Consider the following 21,438-nt stretch of genomic DNA (forward strand, 5'->3'; position numbering starts at 1 on the left):
GTCGCGGCGAACGCCGCAATCAACACCCGGTGTTTCGGCACGTTAGCCGTTCTTCTTGAGCGAGCACTTCCAGTGCGCGGCACCGTCACGCACAAGGACCGCACACCTCATCTGATCTTCCATCAACCAGTCTCGAAGGCGGCTACATACGCATCGAACACCTCGCGAATCTGGCGCGCCGGAATGATTAGCCCGTCATCGTCGCTAGCGTCACCAAACCGGAGGAACAGGCAATCACCCTGCGCCTCCAAATGGAACATATCCGTATCGAGCGACCCCTCACCACCGCATCCAGCTAGGACGTCATCGACTAGCCGGTTTGCCGACACAAAGGGTTCCCTGTCAGGACCTCGCAAATCTGCACGAAGGTACAGTCCAAGCAGTTCATACCCAGGTGCCGCGTCGACTCTGACGAGCCCGGACGGCTCTACGACTACGGCGTCGATCAATCGTTGCTCCACCCGTCTCCTCCAACATATGCACTAGGAAAGGCAGTGACGACAGTGCCGCCAGCAGCCACGTCGGCATCACACTTCACGAAGATGTGAAAGCCACGACCGACACCTTCAAAGACCATCCCCGTCACCGTCCCCTTGGCGACGGCGTCGTCATACGCGTCGGCGATGGCTTCCTCGATGTCGGCGAGGGACCACGAGTCGGGCCAGAAGGTCGAGAACTTACTCAGGTCCCCTCCGTTCGGTTTGAACCTTGGACGACCAGAGGCATCCAGGATTCGCCAACGCCCTGAGTAGGCACCACCGCCGACCTCCTGACGAGTGGACCCATCAAAGATGAAGCCCTCGACATCTACTCCCCTCGGCCGCGAGTGGTATCCCGCCAGAGATTTTCCGTCCGGACGAAGCTCCCCTCGCGTTACATGCTGACGGGACGACCACCCGGGCCGACCTTCTGAGCCGAAGCGTCGCGCAGGCTCTCCCGCATCACCAAGCCCGTACCAGGGCGGTGGCGGAGACTGTCCTCCTCCGCGGCCGCCGCCTCCCCGCGCCAACCCTGAAACGCTAGCCGCCGGGGACGCTTCGGGGCCGTCATTCGCGGTTGTTGACACAGCCTCGCCGGAGATGCCGCCGGTCACCGAAGAGACGTCCGCTTCAGGTCGATCCGCGCTTGCCCGAGAGGCCCCCACCCTCAGATACTGCTCAAGCACCTGGGCTCTGTTGATGAGGTCGACGCGGATGGGGTCTAGCTGGTCGGCGGTCCAGGTGCCTCCCCCAGCGAGTTCGGCGGTAGCGCTCACAACCTGCGGGACCGACTCGAGCTCGGCGCTCACCTCGTCGAGAACGTTCCTGAGCTCTGAATACGCGTGCGTCAGGTCGAGGTTGAAGTCCACCCAGGCCCGACACAGCGCGCGGATGGCCGCCGGATCAGCCTTCACCGGTCGCGAGTCGCTCATGCGGCACCTCCACCTGGGACCACAGCACCACTGCCGTGCAGGTACTGCTCGAGGAGTTCGGCCAGCTGGATCAGGTCCAGTCGGATGGGGTCGAGCTGGTTCGCCGTCCAGTCAGCTCCCGCGGCGAGTTCGGCGGCAGACCCGATGACGTGCGGGATCGACTCCAGCTCCGGAGCCACCTCGTCGATCACGTTCCGCAGCTCCGAGGCGGCATGGGCGATTTCGAGCATGAACTCCACCCACGCGAGACCCAGGGCACGGATGGCTGCGGGATCGGCGTCAACGGTTCCCTGGGCGTTCATGCGGCACCTCCGGCCGGCACCACGCTGGGTGCGTCGTTGAACAGCAGCTTCACGTTGCGGAGCGCGAAGCCCCACATGACAAGGCCTGCGATGGGCGCGAGAACGACGAGGGCGGAGTCCAGCCACCCGAGGAGAAACTCCTCGCCTCCGTCACGGAAGGGTCGCGGTGCCGGGCCGTACAGGACGAGGCTCAACCCCCAGGCGAGCAGGAGGGCTTCCAGCGCCCCGCCCTGACGCTGCTCCCCTAGCCCCACCGCGTCGGTTTTAGCGAGGCGCGCGAAGACCCATGACCGCGTCGCGGCCACGATGGCGGCAACCACACCAGCAGCGAAGGCCGTCCACACGGTCGCGTTGAAGGGCCCTACGCCGTCGGAACTCCAGTACAGGACGACGTAGAAGACGAGCGCTGCGCCGAAGGTGAGAGGGAGCACGACGGCATCGCGTGCGAGTCCGAACCGGCGACGCCGGCGCCAGGCAGCCATGCGCTCGGCGCTTGCGTCTTCCAGCCGCGCCAGGCGTAGCGCCGCTATTGCGGCGTCGACGGCCTGGACGCTGGTCTGCACCCGACCGGCGATGTCATCGGTGGAAACCCTCGGTCCGTCCGTCAGACGGAACGGCAGGACGTCTCCCCCGACGCCGGGTCTCAGGGACATGGCCGGGCGGCCACCGGACTGGTCCTCCACGAACGCCGCGCGCTGATCCGCTGCGGTGACCCACTGCTCGAGCCGGCGCTGCTCGTCGTGTAGCTGCGCCAGCAGGGCGTCGCGGTCGCTCTCGCACTCCGCACGTCGTTCCTGTGCGAGGGCGTCGGCTGCCCGACGCAGGATCCCAAGGTCCTCCTCGTGCTCCAGCAGCGCCTCGACGTGGGACCGGTAGTCCTCCCAGGCGAGCGGGGATGCCGATGCGGTCTCCACGCGAGGATTCCCAGGCTCTGTGTCCACGGGTTCCATCACGGCTCCTGTCCTTGACTCATGTCGCCTGCGGGCGTGTTCGTGTGCCGTCGACCGGAGGACCGAACCGCCGCCAGGACCTGGTCCCAGCCGGCCGTGCCGGGGGCGTCGAAGGGGATGAAGGTCGTCAGGCGGTTGGGCTCGTCCCGTCGCCACAGGACCATGCGGTCCTGCTCGGGGGTCGCCTTCGTCCCGACGCCCAGACCGCTGCGCTCGTCAGCCGGAAGCTGCGCCATCACCCGCAGCTCGAAGCTGGGGAGCAGCTTGGGGGACGACGCCATGGATCCCTTGGGCAGGACCGCGGACGCCAGCTCGGCCCGGGAGGCCCAGGCACCGAAGACGTGGAAGCCCTTGTCAGGCCCGGTCTCGACCAACGTGGCGAAGACGCTCGGCTCCAGGATGCGGGCTGCACCGAAGACGACGACGAACGTCCGCGCCGTCACCCGCTCCTGCGCCTGAACGACCTCGGCGTTCAGGTCCGCCAGACGGGTTACCGCGTCGGGGACGTCGATGACCTCGACCGAGCCACCGGATGCTACGGACCGCAGAGCATCCGCGAGGGCGGTCACGGCCGCGTAATGCGGGTGATCGACTCGGGGTGCCAAGAGCACGAACCGACCGCCGTGATGCTGTGCTGCGGCCGACAGCGTCGCCCCGGCCAGCACCCCGAACAGGTCACGTTCATCGCGCCGCCCGGTGCCGATGATGGCAAGGTTGGCACCCCGGTGATCGGACAAGGTGCCGGCCACGGTGTGCGAGACCTCGACCGGTGCACCCAACCACAGGCGGGTCTCGCCACTGACGACGCGGGGAAGGTCCCCAGCGAGGCCGGCGAGGAGCGGACCGGCCGACCCCAGCGCCGCCAGGCCGGAGCCGTCGAACACGAACGGGGGCTCGGACGCCGGCGCGAGGGATGCCAGCTCGCGCTTCAACTGCGCCCGCGCCAGCTTGTCGACCAGGGCGACCTGCACGGGCACGTTCTGCGCCGGGTCTCCGGTCGAGTTGGCCAGTGCCTCGCCACGACGCGTGAGTCGGGCGGCAGCCTCGTTGCCCTCACCGAGCACGGCAGCCGAGGACTGCGTGTCCTTGGTCTTGAGCGCGATGCGGAGGCCGATCTGGTCGAACAGGCCCTTGTTGGGGCCCCATGCGCCCAGGTTGTTCAGGCTCTGGGTGGCGAGGAGCAGATGGATACCGGCGTTGCGGCCCTGCTTGGCCAGTGCGGTCAACATGGCCGCCGCCCGTGGTCCATAGATTTTGTCATCGAGGAGGACGTGAAACTCGTCGAGGACGGCGACGATGCGGGGCATCCGGACATCGGGGTGGTCCTGCGCCAGTTCGACGATGTCCGCCACCTCGTGGTCGGCGAAGACCTGGGACCGACGCTGCCTCTCCTCGTCCAGTTCCTCAAGGACGGACAGGTACATCTCGATGTCGCTCTTGACGGCGATGACCCGCGCGTGCGGCAGAGCGGTCGGCTCGGAGCGCTGTGGTGCATAGGCGCGAAACTCGACGCCGTCCTTGCCGTCGACCAGGTAGAGGTTGAGGTGCTCAGGTGAGTACTTGTGAGCCAGCGCGCAGATGACGGCGTGCAGCAACGTCGACTTGCCCATGCCGGTCATGCCGGCGACCAGCGCGTGCACTCCGCCGTTGCCCTTGACGTCCAGGGCGAACTCGTACGGCAGTCCACCGCTGCGACCGATGGGAGCGCTGATCGTCGCTCCGGGCCGCGGGCCCCACCGCGGCACGTCCGCGAGCAGGTCGGTCAACTGCAGGGCGCGCTGATTACCGGCCTGCGCTTGCGCCTCAGCGGCGGCCACCGCCGCGTGCACGACGTCGGAGTGCGGCGCGTCCTCCAGGCGGACGACGTGATCGCGTCGGACACCGGCCAGCCTGGCCCGGCCGGCGCCGTCCACCGTGACACCGTCGGCGGCGAGGAGAGGACTGATGTCCGGGTCATGTGCCCGGCGCGGCGCGTCGGTGTCGACCACCGCGAGGACGTGGACGCCGCACGCCGCACCCGTACGAGCCAGCGTCGCCAGCTGGGACAGCTCGCCGTTGCCGTAACGCGGGACGTCGAGAGCGATGACCAGGTGGTGCGGCTCCGGCACGTCGGTCGACGCGTTGTAGGCCGTCAGGGTGCGGTGACTGCCCTGGAGGAAGCGCTGCGAGACCGTCGCGACCCGACGGGCCAGGTACTCGAGCCGGTTCCGGATGTCCGGCCCCGTCACGGCGACCGGCTCGAAGACGCCGCCGCGGGTCGTGTCAGCCACGCCGAAGCGGGCGAGGGACGTCCCGTTGTGGTGAGGGTCGAGCACGTGGACACGGATGCCGCCCGGCGGCGGCGCCGTGAGAGCACGGACGAGCAGACCCTCGATCATCCCGATCAGGAGGTCCCGATCCGACTCGCCGCTCTGCAGCGTCACGTTCCTGAGCGCCGGGTTGGGCAGCAGGGCCTCGGTCAGGTCGGCCCCACCGGCGATGAGGTCGCCGATGCGCAGGACCGGCGTCGGGGCCGCCGCTGCGAGCTCCGACACGGTGCGCCACTGGGGGTGCGTGAAGGACATGGTGGCCGGTGCGGGCAGGGACAACAGACCGTCGCACAGGCGGCTCCGGTGGAACTCGTTTCGCTCCACCGCCTCCCGCTCCTTGACCGCGCGGGCGGAGCTGATCGCCGCCTCGAGTGCCTGGACACGTGAACGCGTCTCGGCCTGGACGGCCGTCGCGGTGCTGCGCAGGGAGGCCAGGGCGTACTGACTCGTGAGCTTGAGCTCCTGCAGGGCTGCTGACAGCTGTTCGCCGGCAACGGCCGCACGTCGATCGGTGGCGGACACGGGTCTCCTGAGGGGGACGGACGGGGGATCCAAAACCGTGGCCGCGTCCTCGAAACGCGGCCACGGCGAGGATCAGCCGGCGAGGAACGCTTCGATCTGCTCGAGCTTCGCGGTGATGGTGGCCTTGATGTCGTCGCCGGCCTCCACGTTCAGGCCCTCGACCAGCTCGGTGATCTCACCCGTCACCCGCTGCGACACCGAGTCGTTCCAGCCTTCGGCCGAAGCGCCGACGGCCGCGGTCATTTCCGACTTCGCGGACTCGACCTGCTCCTGGAAGGTCGTGATCGCGTCGATCAGCCGCTGGAGCGTCTCCGGGTGGACGTTCACCCCGGTCAGTGCCTGCGTCATGCTGTTCCTCCTCCGTCGATGGGGATGCGGTCGACGCCGACCGCATGTCTCGCCGGATACTTCGGACGGCCGGCGACGGACTTGAGCCGCGCGCCCGGGCCTCGTCCCGAGGGGTGAGCTCGGGCTGGCACCGCGGCCCTCACGCCCTCTTGCACTCGAGGACGTTCAAGCGAGGACGTCACCCGACCGATCAGACGGCATGACGATCACGTCCTGCCTCCACGGCGTGCTGGAGGACTGTCTTCCCTGCGCACAGAGCGAAGCCGAGCAGGCCCTGCGGGCAGCCCGGGCGGCATTGGCCGATCTCGAGGCCCAACAGCAAGCTCAGGTCGCGAAGGACCGCGCCGCCCTCGCTGCGTTCCAGCGGTACGCCCGCGGTGTACGGATCACGGCGGAGCGGATAGGACGGATGACGTCGGACTGGGAGGCCATCAAGGCCCGGTGCGAGGCCGGCCAGTCCGCGGACCTCCAGCACGGGACGCTGAGCCGGCCGGATGCCGCGGCGATGATCGAGATGACGCGTAATCGCTACCGCACCTTCCCCGACTGGCCGATGGCCGAGCTGATGCTCACCCGCTTCGGCGAGCAGGCAGACGAGGGCGAGGAGGCGGTCGGTGTGAGCGGCGGCCTGGTGCTCATCGGCGACCGCTCTGCGACCTGCGTCGTGATCGTCAGTACGCACGGGCTCTACTGGTGCTTTGACGAGCGGAAGCCGCTCTGGATGCCCTATGCCTTTGTCGACTCCGCCAGCACCTCCGCACTCACGATCGGCGAGGTGGAGGGGATCGCGTTCACCTTCACGGTGGAGTCACGCGCCTTCACGCTACTTCCGGCACCCGAGGACGAGGTCGGCTTCGTCGCCATGCTGCACGCGCTTGACTGGACGACCGTGACGGCGTCGCCCGTCTTCAGCGAACGGCACGAGGGCCTCCTACGCGGGATCCGCCTCGAGCGGCCTGGCGCAATGGGACGGCACATCGGGGCCCTCCAGGAGATAGCTCGCCTCCTCGAGGGCCGCACGACGCACCGGTTCGCGGCCTCTTTCCGGCGCAAGGGTGCCGGCGTCACGGCCATCTCCGACCGTCACGCCATCCACTACGACGTGGACCGAGGCGAGTTGCAGGTGCAGGAGTTGTCCGAGGTCGACCACAGACACATGTCGGTGGGACAGGTGGCCGTCGCGGGCATGACACGCAAGGCCATCTCGTACCGCGTCCGCGCAACCGATTCCACGCCAGCGGTCCCCGGCCATCTACCCCTTCCTGACGACGACGGCGGAGACTGGCTAACGCGGTTCCGTGACGCGGTCCGAGCTGCGGCATCGGGCGGCTCGCGGGCCTGGTGGCGGAGATGACCGCCTCGGGACCGGCAGGTGCCGGGCAGGACGGCCCTCTGCTCCACATCTGTGGCGATCGTGACCTGACCGGGACCAGCATCCCCGGATCCTGCAGCTTCTGTGGTGGCGATCTGGTCTACGAGCCAGGTGGCGTCGCACCCGGGAGCGTTCTCGCTTGCAGCGACTGTGCTTTGGATGTGATGGGGTTCCGGTCGACCTGACGCCTCTCGCCCAGCCACGAGCCGCGGTTGGCCGCGCATCGCCCGCCCCGTCCGCCTGTGGTCCCTCAAGGGCCTCGTCGACCATTGGCTGCCCCGTGGGTCTGAGAGGTGGGCATCCGCACGCGTCGGCGCTACCCGATTCGCAGGAGCGGCGTCCAGCCAGTCGATGACGACGTTTTGGACGTGCCGGGTGAGCGGGCACGGCCACCAGATCGTGTTCGAGCCTCGCGCGGCCCTCAGTCCAGGCGTCGGACGCCATGATGGCGGGACGCCGACTCGCGTACCCCGTGCCGGCCGACAGGTGGGTCGGTGGTGACCGCCCGGTGCCTGTGAAGGGCCGCCGACCCACAGCGCGGCACCGGTTGTGGACGAGGCGACGTGCTTTCTCTGCTCACAGCAGTAGGCAGACGGCCGGCTGGGACCGGGCGGTACGTCTTCGGGGCCAGGCCGTGCGCGAGCCGATCTCCGCTCATCGACCGAGGAAGAAGGGACCGACTCATGCGCCGGGGTTCCGTCAGCGAGCGCCGCAGGCATCACCCTCCGCACTAAACCTCCCAAGGAGGTAGTCCGCGTATCAGTGCTCAAGAACCGCGACGACTCATCCGAAGCATTTCGGGACGCATCGATCCCAACGCTCGACAAGGAGTCCTCTCGTGTTGGTTGTCCTGACATTCGTGGCGCTGATCGTCCTCTCCGCAGCGGCCTTCGTCGCCGTGCAGGCGAGGCGATACGGCGGAGTCCGGGCCGCGTTCAGCGGCGACCTCAAGGAGCAGCGGCAGGCGCTGGCAGCTGGCCGCTCTCGTGTCGCCTCCCTCCGCAAGCAGCGTGAGGCCGAGCTGCGTGACGCTCGACGTGGCGACGAGCAGGCCCGAGCGGCATACGACAAGCGCGTCGCCGACCTGCAGCAGCGGGTGGCCGTGCTCGAGAACCCCGGCATGGGCAACAAGTTGACCGCGCTCAAGGACGTCAAGCTCCACGAGCACGCTGTCGAGGTCTCACGGCGCACCGTGCCCCTCCTCGGAGCGCGTGCACGTGTGGAGGCCACCCATGAGAGCGCAATCCTCTACGTCACCGCAGCTGACGGATCAACGGTGTTCCGCGCCTTCGACATACGGATGAAGGACGTCGGTGACCCTCGCGTCCGAGAGACCGGTGACCTCGTCCTGGTGGAACAGAAGCAGCGCGCGGACTTCTCGGTGACGCAGATCCACGCCCTGGCTACCGCGATCAACAACGCTGTCGTGGCCGAGCAGCGGTTCGTCGAGCAGCTCCCCGCCATGCGCGCCGCAGCTGCCGCCGGCTTGACGCAGGCGATCGCAGACACCGGCGCGGTCGAGCTTGCCGCTCAGCGTCTCCGCGAGGTCGAGGCCGGAACGCCCACGGTGGGCGAGCTGGCCGCCGCTCAGGCGGAGCTCGATCGACTTGAGGTCGGCTGGCGGGGGGCTCTGGCCCAATCCGCGGCGCAGCCAGCACCGGCTGCTCCCTAACGTACCTTCCGCCATCTGGGCCGTGCCCGCGACAGCCATCGCCATCGCGGGCACGGCCCGAAGTCGGGCCGTTCACGAGGCGTCGCACGGTGAGCTAGATGTCCAAGGACTCCCACGCGAGCATCGCGGCTGCGGACCGTGTGGACGCTCAATCGGCAACCATTCCGCATGAGCGGCGTCCATCCGCTCGGCGACGGCGTCCAACTCGTCCCCGAAGAGGTGGCCGTAGCGGTCCAGCGTCATCGCCGCCGACGCGTGTCCGAGCATCGACTGGACGCCCTTGATGGAGGCACCGGACGCGATGGCGAGCGAGGCCGCGGTGTGCCGGAGCTCGTGCGGCACGAGGCCGGCCAGCCCCACGGCGATGGCCGCGCGGTCGAACCGGTCGCGCCGGAAGTTGCCGACGCGCAGCGGCACTCCGGTCCTCGAGGGGAAGACGAACTCCTCCGGGCCCCGGCCGGCCAGGTGGTCGGCCAGGTGGTCGGCCAGGAACCGCGGCACCGGCACCCAGCGGCGCGCGTGGGACTTGGGCGGCCCGAAGACCGAGCGCCCCTCGACCTCCGTCACCGACTCGGCCACCTCGATGCGGCCGCGCAGCAGGTCAACCCGCCGGACCCGCAGCGCGGCCGCCTCACCCCAGCGGAGCCCGGTATAGCCGAGGACCAGGACGAGCAGCCGGTGCGGTCCGCAGTGGTCCGCCAGGTCCGCGAGCTGCCCGTGGGTCAGGTACCGGCGGTCGGTGGTCGGCAGGCGTGGGAGGTCGACGCCGGCGGCCGCGTTGCGCGCCAGCCTGCCGTCCTTGACCGCGGCGTCGAGCATCGACGTCAGGAGGTGGTACGCCTGCCGGGTCCGGCTGGCCGACAGGCCGTCGGCACGCATGCCGGCCACCCACGCGACGACTTCGCCGTGTGCCACGCGGCCGAGCGGGACGCGCTCCCACCGAGGGAGCACCCGCGCCCGGAGCAGTGAGCGGTAGCTGGCCAACGTCTTGGGCCCGAGGTGGGAGCGGCCGGCGAACCAGGTCTCTGCCCACTGACCGACGGTCTGACGGGACAGCTCGGGGTGCACGAACGTCCCCCGGACCAGCGCGACCGTCTGCTCGTCGAGCCACCGCTGCGCATCGACCTTGCGACTGAAGGCCTTGGTGACCTCTCGGCCGGACGGGTCGCGGAAGTGGACTCGGTAGCGCTTGCCCGTGCCGTAGAGCGCGGTCCGCTCCACTTCTCCTGTCTGACGGTTCTTGCGATGCCAGCGGTCCTGGATGGTGGCCATCGGTGCGGACCTCCGTTCCCCGGCTCGTCGAGGCCATCGGCGACGTCCGACAGCCAATCGACGAGATACGACGACCGAGTAATTGAGCCGGGCTTCGAGCCAAATCTGTGGATGGCCAACGGACTGTGGACGGCGCGCCATATCTAGCTCGGCCGTGACCGGAGGACTGGATACACGCCACTTCTCCAGTACTTCTCGAGCTCTGCTCAGGCGGCACGGAGCGCGGCCGAAGCACTACTGCAGCCGCCAACGGAGTCGACGGTGCGCAAGGGCCCTCACAGGTCGGCGCTTGAGAAGGGCCTCCTGCAGGTGTCCCTGAAGGCGGCCTTAGGGGCAGCCGGTGGTACCTCAATGGGGTAAGCACCAACTGTCGTGACAGAGGTGACTCAAGGACGCGTGCCGCGTCGGCTCAAGACTCGATCAGGGGCCACGGCCGACTGATGAGTCACCTCCCGAGGGATGGAGGCAGCAGGGTGAGCATCCGCAAGATGCTCCGGAGCCGCCCCAGCCCAGAGGCCCGTATTGAGACAGGCACGGTCGGCGAACGGCGCGCACGGCCACCCGATCGAGGACGACGTCGGGGGACCGCTCAAACCCGAACAGTGCTGCACCATGCCGCATGGCGATCCGAGCGAAGTTCTCCGGAACCTGCGAGTCCTGCAACAGGCGCTACGCCGTAGACGCAGAGATCGAACGATTCCTCGACCGGTGGGCTCACGCCGCTTGCGCTCGACCGCGTCCGCCCATGCCCGCGAAGTTCCGAGGCCGCTGCGGCCTCTGCGGCGTCGCATACCCGGTCGGCACCTCGATCGAGTACCGCGGCACCGCGTGGTTCCACCACGAGTGCATCGAGCGCGACCGCGCCTCGTTCGCGCAGCGGCTGGAGCAGACCCCGCGGTACGAGGAGCGCCTGCAGATGGAGCTTGAGTACGTGCGCCTGTGGTGTCCGGACGCAACGGCACTCGAGACGATGGTGATCGAGGAGCGGAAGTCGTGGAGTCGCTCGTCCCTGAGCACGCAGGCATACGTGACTCGCCCCTCGGGCAAGGTGGTCGCGGGAGAGTTCCGACGGCAACTGCCCGAGGCTTACTTCCCCGCGTGCCAGGACCTGGCCGAGCTGGCGATCGACTGCTTCGACGGGGAGAGCTTCCCTGATTGGGCGACGTATCCCGCGTCCGCTTGACAGTCGCCGCGTCGGAGCGGTGACCGCCGCGCCGCACATAGACCAGAGATGCGCAGATCGACTTCGGGTGCGAGACGGTCGAGCTAGCGACGGCCCCCAGCCCGCTCCCGGGTTTGTTCGTGCCTTGCTCCTAGCTCGCTCGTGTCCCTGAAGCCGCCTTCAAGGACACCCGGCCAACATCTGCGGTGGCCTTCGAGCAACTAGCTCAGGCCGTCTTGGACGCGCTTCAACGCGCCGCTCAGGCCGAGGCCACCGGCACTAGAGACCCGCAAGATCAAGAGGGACACACCTCATGCACTGTCGGCCTCCTGACTCGTTGTGACGAGTAGCAGGAAGCTCGTCAGCAGCCTCCCCGGCATGGGCGCACAGGGACGGCCGACTGCCGGAAGCGCCGAGCCGAGGCTGAGCGCCGGCACAGAGACAACGCACAGCGGGCGCCGCGTGAGCCACCGGCGCGCGACGCAGCCGACGACGAGAAGGTCCCTGCACGACGCCGGGCGGCGGCCACCACCTGCACCTGGTGCGGCGGACTGATCACCCACGCAGCCGTGGCCCGCTACCGAAGTGGTGCTCGGCCACGTGTCGACACCGCGCCTGGGAGCAGACCAGGGCAGCGGCGTCGGGTCGGTCAGCCGTGCAGGTCGTCGAGCGACGCGTCGAGGTGCCCGTCCCCACGACGCCGACGCGCCATGACTGGCCGGGACTGCTCAGCGCGCTTGCCGGCCAGATCGACAGCGGTCGCGTCTACGACCGCGACCTCCTGGATCTCCTCGATGCCCTTGAGACCGTCCTGAGCGCACACCGCCGACGCGCCTACGTCCGCAGCGGATCTCTCGACCGGCAACGCCAAGCTCGCACCCGGCGACTGGCGCACCGGACCTCCAGCCCCTGAGGCACGCCGCTCGAGCTCGCACTGCAGGTCCACTGGAGAAGCCTCCGCACGCTGACTGCTGCGTGGGGTGGTCGGGCGGTGACGGCCGTGGTGAAGCCGCCTCGCAGCAGTGGACTCGCATCGAGGCGCTCGGAGGCAGCACATGACATCCACCAATGCTCGGACCAGTGCGAGCGACCTCATGACGCTCGCCGAGACCGCGGCGTACCTGCGGACGCCCGTGGCCACCCTTCGCTACTGGCGACACCTCGGCGAGGGACCGGTGGGCTTCCGCCTCGGACGTCGGGTGATACTCAAACGGGCTGATGTGGATGCGTGGCTCGACGCTCGTCGGCGGACCGAGACCCGTTGAGGAGACGGCCGCGTCCCGGCGGACCAGTGGGACATCCGCTCTCCGGCCTGGGCGCTCCAGTCCGCATCCAGTCCGCATGACGTCCACCAGACCTCAATTCGGCTCATCACGGGTCAACCACATAAGCCCAGGTCAGAGTCGTTATCCATCGACCGCCAACGGCATCCAAGACTGGCTAGATCACTTTCCTAAACCGTGTGTCGCAGGTTCGAATCCTGCCGGGGGCACCAGCACCTCACCCCAGGTGCCGGGCGAGGAAGCGGTCGACCTCGTCGGCCTCGAACGCCGGGACGCCGGTGTGCCCGCCGGTGTTGGCGTGCAGCGTCTTCTCCCGCGACCCGAGCGCGTCGAACAGGTCCAGGGCCGTCTGCCGGTCGTTGCCCTCGTCGTCCCACTGCAGCAGGACCAGCAGCGGGACCGTCACCCGCCGCGCCTCCTCCAGGATGGTCTGGGGCACGTAGCTGCCGGCGAAGAGCACGGCGGCCGTGATGCGCGGGTCGACCGCCGCCAGCCGGACGGCGATCGAGACGATCCCGCCCGAGATCCCGACCGGGCCGCCGAGCCCCGGGAGCGCGAGCAGGGCGTCGAGGGCGGCGCGCCACTCCGGGACCGCGGCCTCCACCAGCGGCAGGACGAGCCGGTCGACGATCCCCTCGTCGACCGGCCGCCGGGCCGCCAGCGCCCGCTGCAGGTCGGCGCGGGCGGCCTCGGCGGCGGCCGACGGAGGCCGCTCCCCGGCCCACGGGAGCTCGAGCGCGGCCGCGGCCCGGCCGGCCGCCACGCAGTGCCGGGCCCGGGCCAACAGGCGCGGGTACATCCGGGACAGCCCGCCGGGGTGCCCGAGCAGGACCAGCGGGGCGGGTGCGGGGCCGGGCGGAGGCGTCCACAGGACGCCGGGGACCCCGCCGAGGAGGAGGCGGCGCTCGAGGACGCCGTCGTCGGACTGTCGTTCCGAGGTGGTCTGCACGGTCGTGCCCTCCGGGAGTGCGGACGGCGCTCCTGAGCGGCCTACCGCCCGACCGTGTCCCCGCAGGGGAGCACCCACGTCAGCCTGTCCACGGGTCCTCCCTCCTGTGCGTCCGACACGGCGGGGGCGACCGTAGCCGTGACCGGGCCGGCGGGCGAAAGCGTTTTAGCTGCGGTGCTGCACCACGTTGACGACGGTGCCGTCGGGCGCGCGGACGAGGAACCGCCCACGCCCCACTCCTCGGTGGTCAGCGGGTGCACGACCTCATACCCGCGCTCGCGCGCCTCGGCCCAGGCGGCATCGGCGTCGTCGGCGTGCACCGAGATCGCCGGCACCTCGGTGCGGTGGCATCGCGGGACACGAGCTGGACGTGCGCGCCGGTGTCCGGGTCGATCAGCCGCGCCACCCAGCCGAGGTTGAACTCCTCGGTGCCCAGGCCCGAGAAGTCCGCGTAGAACTCCTCCGCCGCCGCCACGTCCGGCACCCGGAGGTTCGCCGTCACCCGCCGCACCCGCATGCCGCCGTCCTACCCCCGCGCGCCGGCCCCCGTCCGGTCGGCCGGCGCGAACCGGGCCAGCGCCATCGACAGCGCCACTGCGACGACGATGCCGATCACCGGCGGGATGCCGATGCCGAGCTCGCCGCTGAGCCAGGCCAGGAACGCGGCGACGGCGTAGGCGGCGAGGTTCGGCCAGCGCAGCGCCGGCGGCACGTGGCCCTCGGGGATGCCCCGGCGCCACCGGGCCAGGAAGTCGCCGATGACGACCCCGCCCAGCGGCGGGATGAAGGTGCCGAGCAGGACGAGGTAGTCGACCAGGTGGTCCTCCACGCCGACCAGCGCCAGCGCGGTGGCGATCACCGACCCGCCGACGACGAACGGCGCCTTGCGCGGCCGGTCGAACAGCTCGGCGCCGGCCACCCCGAAGGCGTAGGCGGTGTCGGCGTTGCTCTTCCAGAGGTTGCCGAACAGCAGCACCAGACCCCAGCCGACCAGCCCCAGCTGGTAGAGGACGAGCACGAAGTCGCCCTCGCCGAAGGTGAGGGCGCCGACCGCGCCGAAGAACACCATCAGCCCGTTGCCGACGAAGAAGCCGATGACGCAGGCCCACACCGCGTGCGACCCCGTCCGGGCGAACCGGGTCCAGTTCGGCGCCTGCGTGCCGGCGGAGACGAACGTGCCGACGACGGTGGTCACCGCGACGGCGATCGCCATCGACGTCGTCGGCTCGATGCCGGCCAGGCCGTCCCACCCGCCGACCTCCTGCAGCGAGCGCGCCAGCACCCAGAACGCCAGGACCAGGATGAGCGGCGTCGACACCAGCGACACCCAGTACATGCCGCGGTAGCCCCAGTAGGCGGTGGCGCACATCAGCGCGCTCGTCGCCACCATGACCGCGGCGCGGGCGCCGTAGGACTGCCAGCCGAACGCCTCGGCGGTCAGGTCGCCGATGGTGCCGACGACGACGCCGTACCAGCCGATCTGCGTGCCGCCGAGCAGGATCGAGGCGAGCTTCGCGCCGCGCGAGCCGAGGGTGTAGCGGGCCATGACGACGGTGGTCAGGCCGGTGCGCGCCCCGATCCAGCCCATGACGGCGACGTAGGTGCCGAGCACGAGGGACCCGAGGGCGATGACCAGCAGCAGGTCGCCGAAGGAGAACGCCGGGCCGAGGGCCGCCCCGGCGAGCATCGTCGGGGTGAAGACCGTGAAGCCGAGGAGGACGACGGCGACGGAGAAGAACGACTTGCGCGCGTGCGCCGGGACGGGGGTGACCGGGTAGTCGGGGTCGACGACGCCGGCCTCGTCGGCGCCGGGGACGCGCCCGTCGGTGCGCGGTGCGCTGCTCACGCCTCCTCCCCGATGTCCTCGTTCCAGATCTCCGGGCGCTCGGTGATCATGCGGCGCATCAGCTCGATGCACTCGGCGTCGTCGAGGACGGTGAGCTCGACGCCGTGCGAGCGCAGCAGCTCCTCCGACGCCTGGAAGCTGCGGTTCTCCCCGATGACGATGCGGGGGATCTCGTAGAGCAGGGCGGTGCCGGCGCACATGAAGCAGGGCGAGAGCGTCGTGTAGAGCACGCTGCTGCGGTAGACCGACGCCGGCTGGCGGCCCGCGTTGTCGATGCAGTCGGTCTCCCCGTGCCGGATCGGGCTGCCCATCTGCACCCGCCGGTTGCGGCCGACGGCGAGCACTTGCCCGCGGGAGACCAGGGCGGCGCCGATCGGCACGCCGCCCTCCTCCCAGCCGATGCGGGCCTGCTCGATCGCGAGGCCGAGGTGGAAGCGGTCGAGCTCCTCCGGAGACAGGCCGGGAGGTGCGCTGGGCAGGGGCACGGTGGTCACGGGCTCTCCTCGGGACGTCGTCGTGACCTCGCAGCGAAGCCGCCCCGGGGTCCCCGGACAAGGGACACCGCGTGCGGTCCGGACAGGCGATCGCTTGACACCGTGTCCGCCGCCCGGCCACGGTGCGCGAGTGCTGCCGACCGTGGCCGAGGTGCTCGCCCTGCCCGCCGTCCGCGCCGCCGCGCCCGAGGTCCTGGCCGGCGACCCGCACGCCGCCGTCGTGCGCTGGGTGCACTCCTCGGAGGTTTACGAGATGGGCGGCCTGCTGGCCGGCGGGGAGCTGCTGCTCACCACCGGTCTGGGGCTGCACGGCCGTTCGGCGCAGCAGGTCACCGACTACGCCGAGCAGCTGGCCGACGCCGGGTGCACCGCCCTCGCCCTCGAGCTCGGGCGCTCCTTCGCCGCCGTCCCCCCGGAGCTGCTGGAGACGGCGCGGCGCCGGGGGATGGTGCTGCTCGCGCTGCGCGAGGTGGTCCCGTTCGTGCGGATGGTCGAGGACTTCCACGAGCTGCTGCTGCGCCGCAAGCTGTCCTGGCGGCGCGCCGGGGAGCCGGTCTGGCAGGAGCTGCTCGGCCTGGTCGTCTCCGGGCAGGGGCTGGCCGCCCTCCTGCACGCGACGTCGCGGCTGGCCGAGTGCCCGGTGGAGCTCCTCGACGTCGACGGGCGGGTGGTCGAGCGCAGCAGCCCGCACGGGCTGGACGACTCGGCGGAGCGCTGCGGCGCCGAGGTGCGCGGCCCGCACGGTCCGGTGGGCCGGCTGGTGCTGCACGGCCGGGCGACGCCGCGGCGGACCGGGGTCGCCGAGCGGGCGGCGGTGGCGGTCGCGCTGGAGCTCGGCCGCCACCCCGACCCCGGCTCCCGGCCGTCGCTGGCGCAGGCGGTGGTCACCGACCTGGTGGCCGGGGTGCTGGTGTCGGCCGGTGACCTGCGGGACCGCCTGGCCGCGGCCGGCTGGCCGCACCCGCCGGGCACGCCGCTGCTGGTGGCGGCCGTGGAGCTCGACCGGCGCACGCCGGCCAGCGAGGCGGTGCCCGCGGTGCGCGAGGCGGCCGAGAGCGTCCTGGGCCGCTGCCTGGCCGGTGCCGCCGGCAGCACCGTCGTCGTCCTCGGCCGGGGCTGGCCGCGGTCGGCGCAGCGGCGCCAGCGCGAGGCGGCCGAGCGGATGCGGGCCCTGCTGTGCGCGGGCGCGGCGGACCCCGCCGTCCGGACGGTCGCCGTCGCCGACCCCGTCGCCGACCTCGCGGCCGTCCCGGACGCGGTGGCCGAGGCGCGCGAGCTCGTCGCCATGGCTCGGCGCATCGGCGGCCGGCACCCGGTCGTGCTCGCGCAGGACCTCGCCGTCCACCGGCTGCTGGCCGGCAGCGTCGACGGCGCCGCGCTGGCCGCCTTCGTGACCGCCCAGCTCGGCCCGCTGCTCGACCACGACGCCGCGCACGGCACCGACCTGCTGCGGACGCTGGACGCGCACGTCGCGACCGGCATGAGCAAGACGCGGACGGCGGAGGTGCTGGGCGTCCGCCGGCAGACGCTGTACGCCCGCCTGCAGCGCATCGAGCGCCTGCTCGGGGCGCCGGTCGACGACGCCGGCCAGCGCACCCGGCTGGGCACCGCCCTGAGTGCCTGGCGGGTGCGCACCGGCCTGGACCCGCAGACGGTGCCCGGACGCCCGCACTGACCGCCCGTCCCGGGTAGGGACGGCGGCATGGCACTCCGCAACGCGGCCGTCGCGGCCGGCGGCCAGTGGGTCGACCCCGACGACGGCATCCGCTACCCCTCCGGCGAGGTCCACGCCTGGGAGCCCGGGCGCAACGAGACGGTGTGCGGGCTGTCGCTGTCCCGCTCCCGGCTGACCCGCTTCCCGCACGTCAGCTGGGCCGACGTCCAGCCCGAGTCGGGCCGGCACGCCGAGGAGGTGCAGGTGGTCTGCCGCCGCTGCCGCGCCGGGCTCGGCGGCCGCCGGGACGAGCGCCGCTGGACGCGGACCGACCCGCGCCCGTGAGCCCGGGGACGGCGACCCCCGGCCGCGACGCGCCGGGGGGACACCCCGTCGAGGGGAAACACCTGCGGCTGCGAGGCGTTACCGTCTCTGATGCACGTCGTGACCCCGGCAACGGCGCCGGGGCGATGCGGAGGTGGCACAGCAGCGATGGAGACCACGGTGGTCGACGTCCCCGAGAAGGGGCGTTTCGAGGTGCGGGTCGGCGAGCGCGTCGTCGGACTGGCCAGCTACCACGTCGAGAACGGCACGATGACCCTGCCGCACACGGAGGTCGACCCGAGCATGGGCGGCCGCGGCATCGGCACGGTCCTGGTGGCCGGCGTCCTCGACGCGGCCCGCGAGCGCGGGCTGCACGTCCTCCCGTACTGCTCCTTCGTCCGGCACTACATCCAGCAGCACCCCGAGACGCTGGACCTCGTGGCCGACGACGACAAGCCGCACTTCGGCCTTGCCACCGCCGACACCTGACCGGGCGCTGACCTGCGGCACCGCGTCCGGCCACCTAGCCTGGCGGAGGTGCCCACCGCACTCCTCTGGTTCCGCCGAGACCTCCGGCTGAGCGACCACCCGGCCCTCGTCGCCGCGGTCGAGGCCGCCGGCGCGGACGGCGCCGTCGTGCCCGTCTTCGTCGTCGACCCGCGGCTGTGGGAGCCGTCGGGCCGGCCGCGCCGGCAGTTCCTGCGGGAGTGCCTCGCCGACCTGCGCGAGCAGACCGGCGGGGCGCTGGTCATCCGCTCGGGCGACCCGGCGCGGGTGGTGCCGGACCTGGTCCGCGAGACCGGTGCGCAGAGCGTGCACGTGTCCTTCGACGCCGGCGTGTACGGCCGCGCCCGCGACACCGCCGTCGAGCGGGCGCTCGGCGACGTCCCGCTCGTGCGCACCGGCTCGCCCTACGGCGTCACGCCCGGCCGGCTGACGAAGGACGACGGCACGCCGTTCAAGGTCTACTCGCCCTTCGCGCGTGCCTGGCGGGCACGCGGCATCCACTCCCCCGCCGCCCGGCCCGACGACGTCGCCTGGGCGCGGGACGTGCGGTCGGAGGACCTGCCCCCGGAGCAGGACCTCGGCGGCACGGTGCTGCCGCCGGCGGGCGAGCGCGCCGGATTGGACGCCTGGGCACTGTTCCGCGACCAGCGGCTCCTCGGCTACGCGACCGGGCGCAACAGGCCGGGCTCCGACGGCACCAGCCGGCTGTCGGCGCACCTGAAGTACGGCACCGTGCACCCGCGGACGCTGTTCGCCGACGCGCAGAGGCTCGCCGACGACCACGCCGAGGCGGTGGACGAGTTCACCGGCGAGCTCATCTGGCGGGACTTCTACGCCGACGTCCTGTGGCACCGCCCCGAGACCGCGCGGGAGCCGTTCAACCCGCAGATGAACCACATGCGGTACGACACCGGGCCGGAGGCCGACGAGCACTTCGCCGCCTGGGCCGAGGGCCGCACCGGCTACCCGATCGTCGACGCCGGGATGCGGCAGCTGCACGGCGAGGCCTACGTCCACAACCGCGTGCGGATGGTCGTGGCGTCGTTCCTGTGCAAGGACCTGCACATCGACTGGCGGCGCGGGGCCCGCTACTTCCTCGACCACCTCGTCGACGGCGACCTCGCGAGCAACCACCACGGCTGGCAGTGGGTCGCGGGCACCGGCACCGACCCCTCGCCCTACTACCGGGTGTTCAACCCGACGCGGCAGGGCCGGCAGTTCGACCCCGACGGCACCTACGTGCGGCGCTGGGTGCCCGAGCTGCGCGACGTCCCCGACCGGTACGTGCACGAGCCGTGGACCGTGCCCGGCGGCCCGCCGGAGGGCTACCCGGCGCCGGTCGTCGACCACGCCGAGGAGCGCCAGGTCGCGCTGGCCCGGTACCAGGCGGTGCGCGATGCCTGAGGGCCACACCCTCTACCGGCTGGCGAAGGAGCAGTCGGAGCTGTTCGCCGGCCGCCCGGTGCACGTGACCAGCCCGCAGGGGCGGTTCGCCGCGGGCGCCGCGCTGCTCGACGGCCGCGTCCTCGAGGAGGTCACCAGCTACGGCAAGCACCTGTTCGCCGACTTCGGCGGCGACGTGCTGCACGTGCACCTGGGCCTCTACGGCACCTACACGACCGGCGTCGGCGACCCGCCCGCCCCGCGCGGCGCGCTGCGCATGCGGTGGGTGGCCGACGGGCCGGAGGGCGGGGGCGTCTGGACCGATCTGCGCGGGGCGACCGCGTGCGACGTCCTCACCCAGCCCGAGGTCGACGCGATCCTCGACCGGCTCGGCCCCGACCCGCTGCGCACCCGCCGCGGCGGCCCGCTGTCCTACGCGAAGGTCGGCCGCAGCCGGACGGCGGTCGGCGCGCTGCTCATGGACCAGTCGGTGCTGGCCGGCGTCGGAAACGTGTACCGGGCGGAGATCCTCTTCCGGCACCGCATCTCGCCGTTCCGGCCGGGACGCGACGTCGGTGCGCAGGAGTGGCAGGCGCTGTGGGACGACCTCGTGGTGCTGCTGCGCGCCGGCGTCCGGATGGGCCGCATCGTCACCACCCAGCCGGCCGACCGCTCGCGCCGCTCGGGCGCGGTGCGCCGGGAGGACGCGCACTACGTCTACCGGCGCACCGGCCTGCCCTGCCGGATCTGCGGCACCGAGGTGCGGACCGAGGAGATGGTCGGCCGCAACCTCTACTGGTGCCCCGTCTGCCAGGCCGTCTGAGGTGACGATGCCGTCCGGGCAGGAGCCGCAGGACCTCGTCGTCCCGCTGGACCTGCTGCGCAACAGTTTCGACGTCCTCCTGCGGCACGTGCGCGAGGTGGCCGGCGACGAGGTCCGGCTCCCGGTCGACTCCTTCTGGTCGCTGTTCCCGCAGCAGCTCTACGACGTAGAGCGCCCCGCGACGTCGCAGTCGCTGGGGTCGCTGGACGACTGCCTCCACCAGCTCGAACGCATCGCCGCCGACCATCCCGACGACCTGGTCCCCTACGGCATGGTCTGGCTCGCCGACGTCCTGAGGGCCGTCGGCCACTTCGCCCATCGCGGTCCGGAGGCCGACTGAGGACCTGCCCCACCGTCCCTCGTCGCGCACGGACGGCGAGATGCGGCTGGTGGCGGTCATCAGCCTGCGATGACCGCAGCCAGCCGCAACTCGACCGGCGCACGCGACGTCGAGACCTGCGGATTCGTGATCATCGGCCGACGAGGGCCATGAGGTCGTGGACCTCGGCGCGGGCTCAGGTCAGAGGGCGCCCTTGGCGGGGTCGCCGGCGGGGACGGCGGTCAGCACGGTGACGGCCGGCGGCCCGGTGAGCTTGCCGTCCAGGCGCTTCGAGAGGTCGGTGAGCGCCTCCGCCTTGCCGTGCGTGGCGAGCGCCTCGGGGCTCTCCCACTGCTCCACCATCACCAGCTGCCCGCGGCCCTCGTGCAGGGCGTAGCGCTCGCAGCCGGGCTCCTCGTGCACCCGCGGCACCGTCTCCAGCACCGCCTGCCGGACCTCGTCGGCGTGCTCGGGCTTCGGGCTGATGGTGGCGACGACGACGACGGACACGGGCGGTCCCCTCTGCTCTGGTCGGT

22 protein-coding genes are annotated in these 21,438 nt (G+C 71.4%); 10 read left to right on the forward strand and 12 right to left on the reverse strand.

All coding sequences use genetic code 11. The annotated features are described in order from the left end of the window. Nucleotides 1–445: 445 nt before the first annotated feature. The 5 genes from ACI79X_RS01210 to ACI79X_RS01230 form a co-directional block, all read right to left on the reverse strand. Entirely contained in the window at nt 446–1,411 is a 966-nt protein-coding gene (locus ACI79X_RS01210; protein ID WP_457023588.1) for an EndoU domain-containing protein, read from the reverse strand. Then, on the reverse strand, nt 1,408–1,713 hold the full coding sequence (locus tag ACI79X_RS01215) for a hypothetical protein (RefSeq protein WP_457023589.1): 306 nt from the start codon (nt 1,711–1,713) through the stop codon (nt 1,408–1,410). Before ACI79X_RS01215 ends, ACI79X_RS01210 begins: the two co-directional genes overlap by 4 nt. Next, nucleotides 1,710–2,663 (reverse strand): hypothetical protein, encoded by a 954-nt coding sequence (locus ACI79X_RS01220; RefSeq protein ID WP_457023590.1) that lies wholly within the window; start codon nt 2,661–2,663, stop codon nt 1,710–1,712. Before ACI79X_RS01220 ends, ACI79X_RS01215 begins: the two co-directional genes overlap by 4 nt. Continuing rightward, nucleotides 2,663–5,494 carry an FtsK/SpoIIIE domain-containing protein gene (locus ACI79X_RS01225; protein WP_457023591.1) on the reverse strand — a complete coding sequence of 944 codons (2,832 nt, stop codon included), beginning with the start codon at nt 5,492–5,494 and terminating at the stop codon, nt 2,663–2,665. The genes ACI79X_RS01220 and ACI79X_RS01225 overlap by 1 nt, the downstream gene beginning before the upstream one ends. A 72-nt stretch (nt 5,495–5,566) precedes the next feature. Further along, the gene (locus tag ACI79X_RS01230; protein WP_457023592.1) at nt 5,567–5,842 is read right to left on the reverse strand and encodes a hypothetical protein; all 276 of its coding nucleotides are present in this window, start codon (nt 5,840–5,842) and stop codon (nt 5,567–5,569) included. A 199-nt stretch (nt 5,843–6,041) separates the two neighbouring features. Between ACI79X_RS01230 and ACI79X_RS01235 the strand changes: the two genes are divergently transcribed. Together ACI79X_RS01235 and ACI79X_RS01240 are read left to right on the forward strand one after the other, a co-directional pair. Further along, nucleotides 6,042–7,196 (forward strand): hypothetical protein, encoded by a 1,155-nt coding sequence (locus ACI79X_RS01235; RefSeq protein ID WP_457023593.1) that lies wholly within the window; start codon nt 6,042–6,044, stop codon nt 7,194–7,196. Nucleotides 7,197–8,073: 877 nt separating this feature from the next. Then, nucleotides 8,074–8,886, forward strand: coding sequence for a hypothetical protein (locus ACI79X_RS01240; protein ID WP_457023594.1), 813 nt, complete (start codon nt 8,074–8,076; stop codon nt 8,884–8,886). A gap of 72 nt (nt 8,887–8,958) precedes the next feature. On the opposite strand, the gene ACI79X_RS01245 is transcribed toward ACI79X_RS01240, so the two are convergent. Continuing rightward, nucleotides 8,959–10,158 (reverse strand): tyrosine-type recombinase/integrase, encoded by a 1,200-nt coding sequence (locus ACI79X_RS01245; RefSeq protein WP_457023595.1) that lies wholly within the window; start codon nt 10,156–10,158, stop codon nt 8,959–8,961. A gap of 745 nt (nt 10,159–10,903) precedes the next feature. Here ACI79X_RS01245 and ACI79X_RS01250 point away from each other — a divergent pair. After that, nucleotides 10,904–11,341 (forward strand): hypothetical protein, encoded by a 438-nt coding sequence (locus ACI79X_RS01250; RefSeq protein ID WP_457023596.1) that lies wholly within the window; start codon nt 10,904–10,906, stop codon nt 11,339–11,341. Nucleotides 11,342–11,969: 628 nt separating this feature from the next. Here the strand turns inward: ACI79X_RS01250 and ACI79X_RS01255 are convergent. Continuing rightward, a complete protein-coding gene (locus ACI79X_RS01255; protein WP_457023597.1) occupies nt 11,970–12,215 on the reverse strand; it encodes a hypothetical protein in 246 nt (81 codons plus the stop codon). Nucleotides 12,216–12,414: 199 nt separating this feature from the next. Between ACI79X_RS01255 and ACI79X_RS01260 the strand changes: the two genes are divergently transcribed. Next, the gene (locus tag ACI79X_RS01260) at nt 12,415–12,585 is read left to right on the forward strand and encodes a helix-turn-helix transcriptional regulator (protein ID WP_457023598.1); all 171 of its coding nucleotides are present in this window, start codon (nt 12,415–12,417) and stop codon (nt 12,583–12,585) included. A 235-nt stretch (nt 12,586–12,820) separates the two neighbouring features. Here the strand turns inward: ACI79X_RS01260 and ACI79X_RS01265 are convergent, their stop codons facing one another. The 4 genes from ACI79X_RS01265 to ACI79X_RS01280 all read right to left on the reverse strand — a co-directional run bounded on the left by ACI79X_RS01265 (nt 12,821) and on the right by ACI79X_RS01280 (nt 15,892). Next, nucleotides 12,821–13,552, reverse strand: coding sequence for a hypothetical protein (locus ACI79X_RS01265; protein WP_457023599.1), 732 nt, complete (start codon nt 13,550–13,552; stop codon nt 12,821–12,823). 247 nt (nt 13,553–13,799) lie between these two features. Beyond that, on the reverse strand, nt 13,800–14,069 hold the full coding sequence (locus tag ACI79X_RS01270) for a hypothetical protein (protein ID WP_457023600.1): 270 nt from the start codon (nt 14,067–14,069) through the stop codon (nt 13,800–13,802). A gap of 9 nt (nt 14,070–14,078) precedes the next feature. Beyond that, nucleotides 14,079–15,398, reverse strand: coding sequence for a cytosine permease (gene codB / locus ACI79X_RS01275; protein WP_457023601.1), 1,320 nt, complete (start codon nt 15,396–15,398; stop codon nt 14,079–14,081). Beyond that, a complete protein-coding gene (locus ACI79X_RS01280) occupies nt 15,395–15,892 on the reverse strand; it encodes a nucleoside deaminase (protein WP_457023602.1) in 498 nt (165 codons plus the stop codon). Before ACI79X_RS01280 ends, codB begins: the two co-directional genes overlap by 4 nt. 130 nt (nt 15,893–16,022) lie before the next feature. On the opposite strand from ACI79X_RS01280, the gene ACI79X_RS01285 reads away from it, so the two are divergent. The 6 genes from ACI79X_RS01285 (at nt 16,023) to ACI79X_RS01310 (ending at nt 20,923) form a co-directional block, all read left to right on the forward strand. Next, a complete protein-coding gene (locus tag ACI79X_RS01285) occupies nt 16,023–17,567 on the forward strand; it encodes a PucR family transcriptional regulator ligand-binding domain-containing protein (RefSeq protein ID WP_457023603.1) in 1,545 nt (514 codons plus the stop codon). A 27-nt stretch (nt 17,568–17,594) separates the two neighbouring features. Further along, nucleotides 17,595–17,891: a hypothetical protein gene (locus ACI79X_RS01290; protein ID WP_457023604.1), complete on the forward strand. Its 297-nt coding sequence runs from the start codon at nt 17,595–17,597 to the stop codon at nt 17,889–17,891. Between the two features lie 147 nt (nt 17,892–18,038). After that, nucleotides 18,039–18,359 carry a GNAT family N-acetyltransferase gene (locus ACI79X_RS01295; RefSeq protein WP_457023605.1) on the forward strand — a complete coding sequence of 107 codons (321 nt, stop codon included), beginning with the start codon at nt 18,039–18,041 and terminating at the stop codon, nt 18,357–18,359. A 48-nt stretch (nt 18,360–18,407) separates the two neighbouring features. Then, nucleotides 18,408–19,781: a cryptochrome/photolyase family protein gene (locus ACI79X_RS01300; RefSeq protein WP_457023606.1), complete on the forward strand. Its 1,374-nt coding sequence runs from the start codon at nt 18,408–18,410 to the stop codon at nt 19,779–19,781. Continuing rightward, nucleotides 19,774–20,583, forward strand: coding sequence for an Fpg/Nei family DNA glycosylase (locus ACI79X_RS01305; protein WP_457023607.1), 810 nt, complete (start codon nt 19,774–19,776; stop codon nt 20,581–20,583). The genes ACI79X_RS01300 and ACI79X_RS01305 overlap by 8 nt, the downstream gene beginning before the upstream one ends. A 1-nt stretch (nt 20,584) precedes the next feature. After that, nucleotides 20,585–20,923 (forward strand): hypothetical protein, encoded by a 339-nt coding sequence (locus tag ACI79X_RS01310; RefSeq protein ID WP_457023608.1) that lies wholly within the window; start codon nt 20,585–20,587, stop codon nt 20,921–20,923. A 180-nt stretch (nt 20,924–21,103) separates the two neighbouring features. Here ACI79X_RS01310 and ACI79X_RS01315 read toward each other — a convergent pair whose 3' ends face one another. Next, nucleotides 21,104–21,412, reverse strand: coding sequence for a putative quinol monooxygenase (locus ACI79X_RS01315; protein WP_457023609.1), 309 nt, complete (start codon nt 21,410–21,412; stop codon nt 21,104–21,106). Nucleotides 21,413–21,438 lie beyond the last annotated feature (26 nt).

The sequence above is a fragment of the Geodermatophilus sp. SYSU D01119 genome (assembly GCF_054049975.1).

Excerpts from the sequence above, each read along its gene's own strand:
- ACI79X_RS01210 (WP_457023588.1), bottom strand. The coding sequence starts at position 1,411 with ATGAGCGACTCGCGACCGGTGAAGGCTGATCCGGCGGCCATCCGCGCG.
- ACI79X_RS01215 (WP_457023589.1), bottom strand. The coding sequence starts at position 1,713 with ATGAACGCCCAGGGAACCGTTGACGCCGATCCCGCAGCCATCCGTGCC.
- ACI79X_RS01220 (WP_457023590.1), bottom strand. The coding sequence starts at position 2,663 with ATGGAACCCGTGGACACAGAGCCTGGGAATCCTCGCGTGGAGACCGCA.
- ACI79X_RS01230 (WP_457023592.1), bottom strand. The coding sequence starts at position 5,842 with ATGACGCAGGCACTGACCGGGGTGAACGTCCACCCGGAGACGCTCCAG.
- ACI79X_RS01235 (WP_457023593.1), top strand. The coding sequence starts at position 6,042 with ATGACGATCACGTCCTGCCTCCACGGCGTGCTGGAGGACTGTCTTCCC.
- ACI79X_RS01245 (WP_457023595.1), bottom strand. The coding sequence starts at position 10,158 with ATGGCCACCATCCAGGACCGCTGGCATCGCAAGAACCGTCAGACAGGA.
- ACI79X_RS01250 (WP_457023596.1), top strand. The coding sequence starts at position 10,904 with ATGCCCGCGAAGTTCCGAGGCCGCTGCGGCCTCTGCGGCGTCGCATAC.
- ACI79X_RS01260 (WP_457023598.1), top strand. The coding sequence starts at position 12,415 with ATGACGCTCGCCGAGACCGCGGCGTACCTGCGGACGCCCGTGGCCACC.
- ACI79X_RS01270 (WP_457023600.1), bottom strand. The coding sequence starts at position 14,069 with ATGCGGGTGCGGCGGGTGACGGCGAACCTCCGGGTGCCGGACGTGGCG.
- ACI79X_RS01290 (WP_457023604.1), top strand. The coding sequence starts at position 17,595 with ATGGCACTCCGCAACGCGGCCGTCGCGGCCGGCGGCCAGTGGGTCGAC.
- ACI79X_RS01295 (WP_457023605.1), top strand. The coding sequence starts at position 18,039 with ATGGAGACCACGGTGGTCGACGTCCCCGAGAAGGGGCGTTTCGAGGTG.
- ACI79X_RS01305 (WP_457023607.1), top strand. The coding sequence starts at position 19,774 with ATGCCTGAGGGCCACACCCTCTACCGGCTGGCGAAGGAGCAGTCGGAG.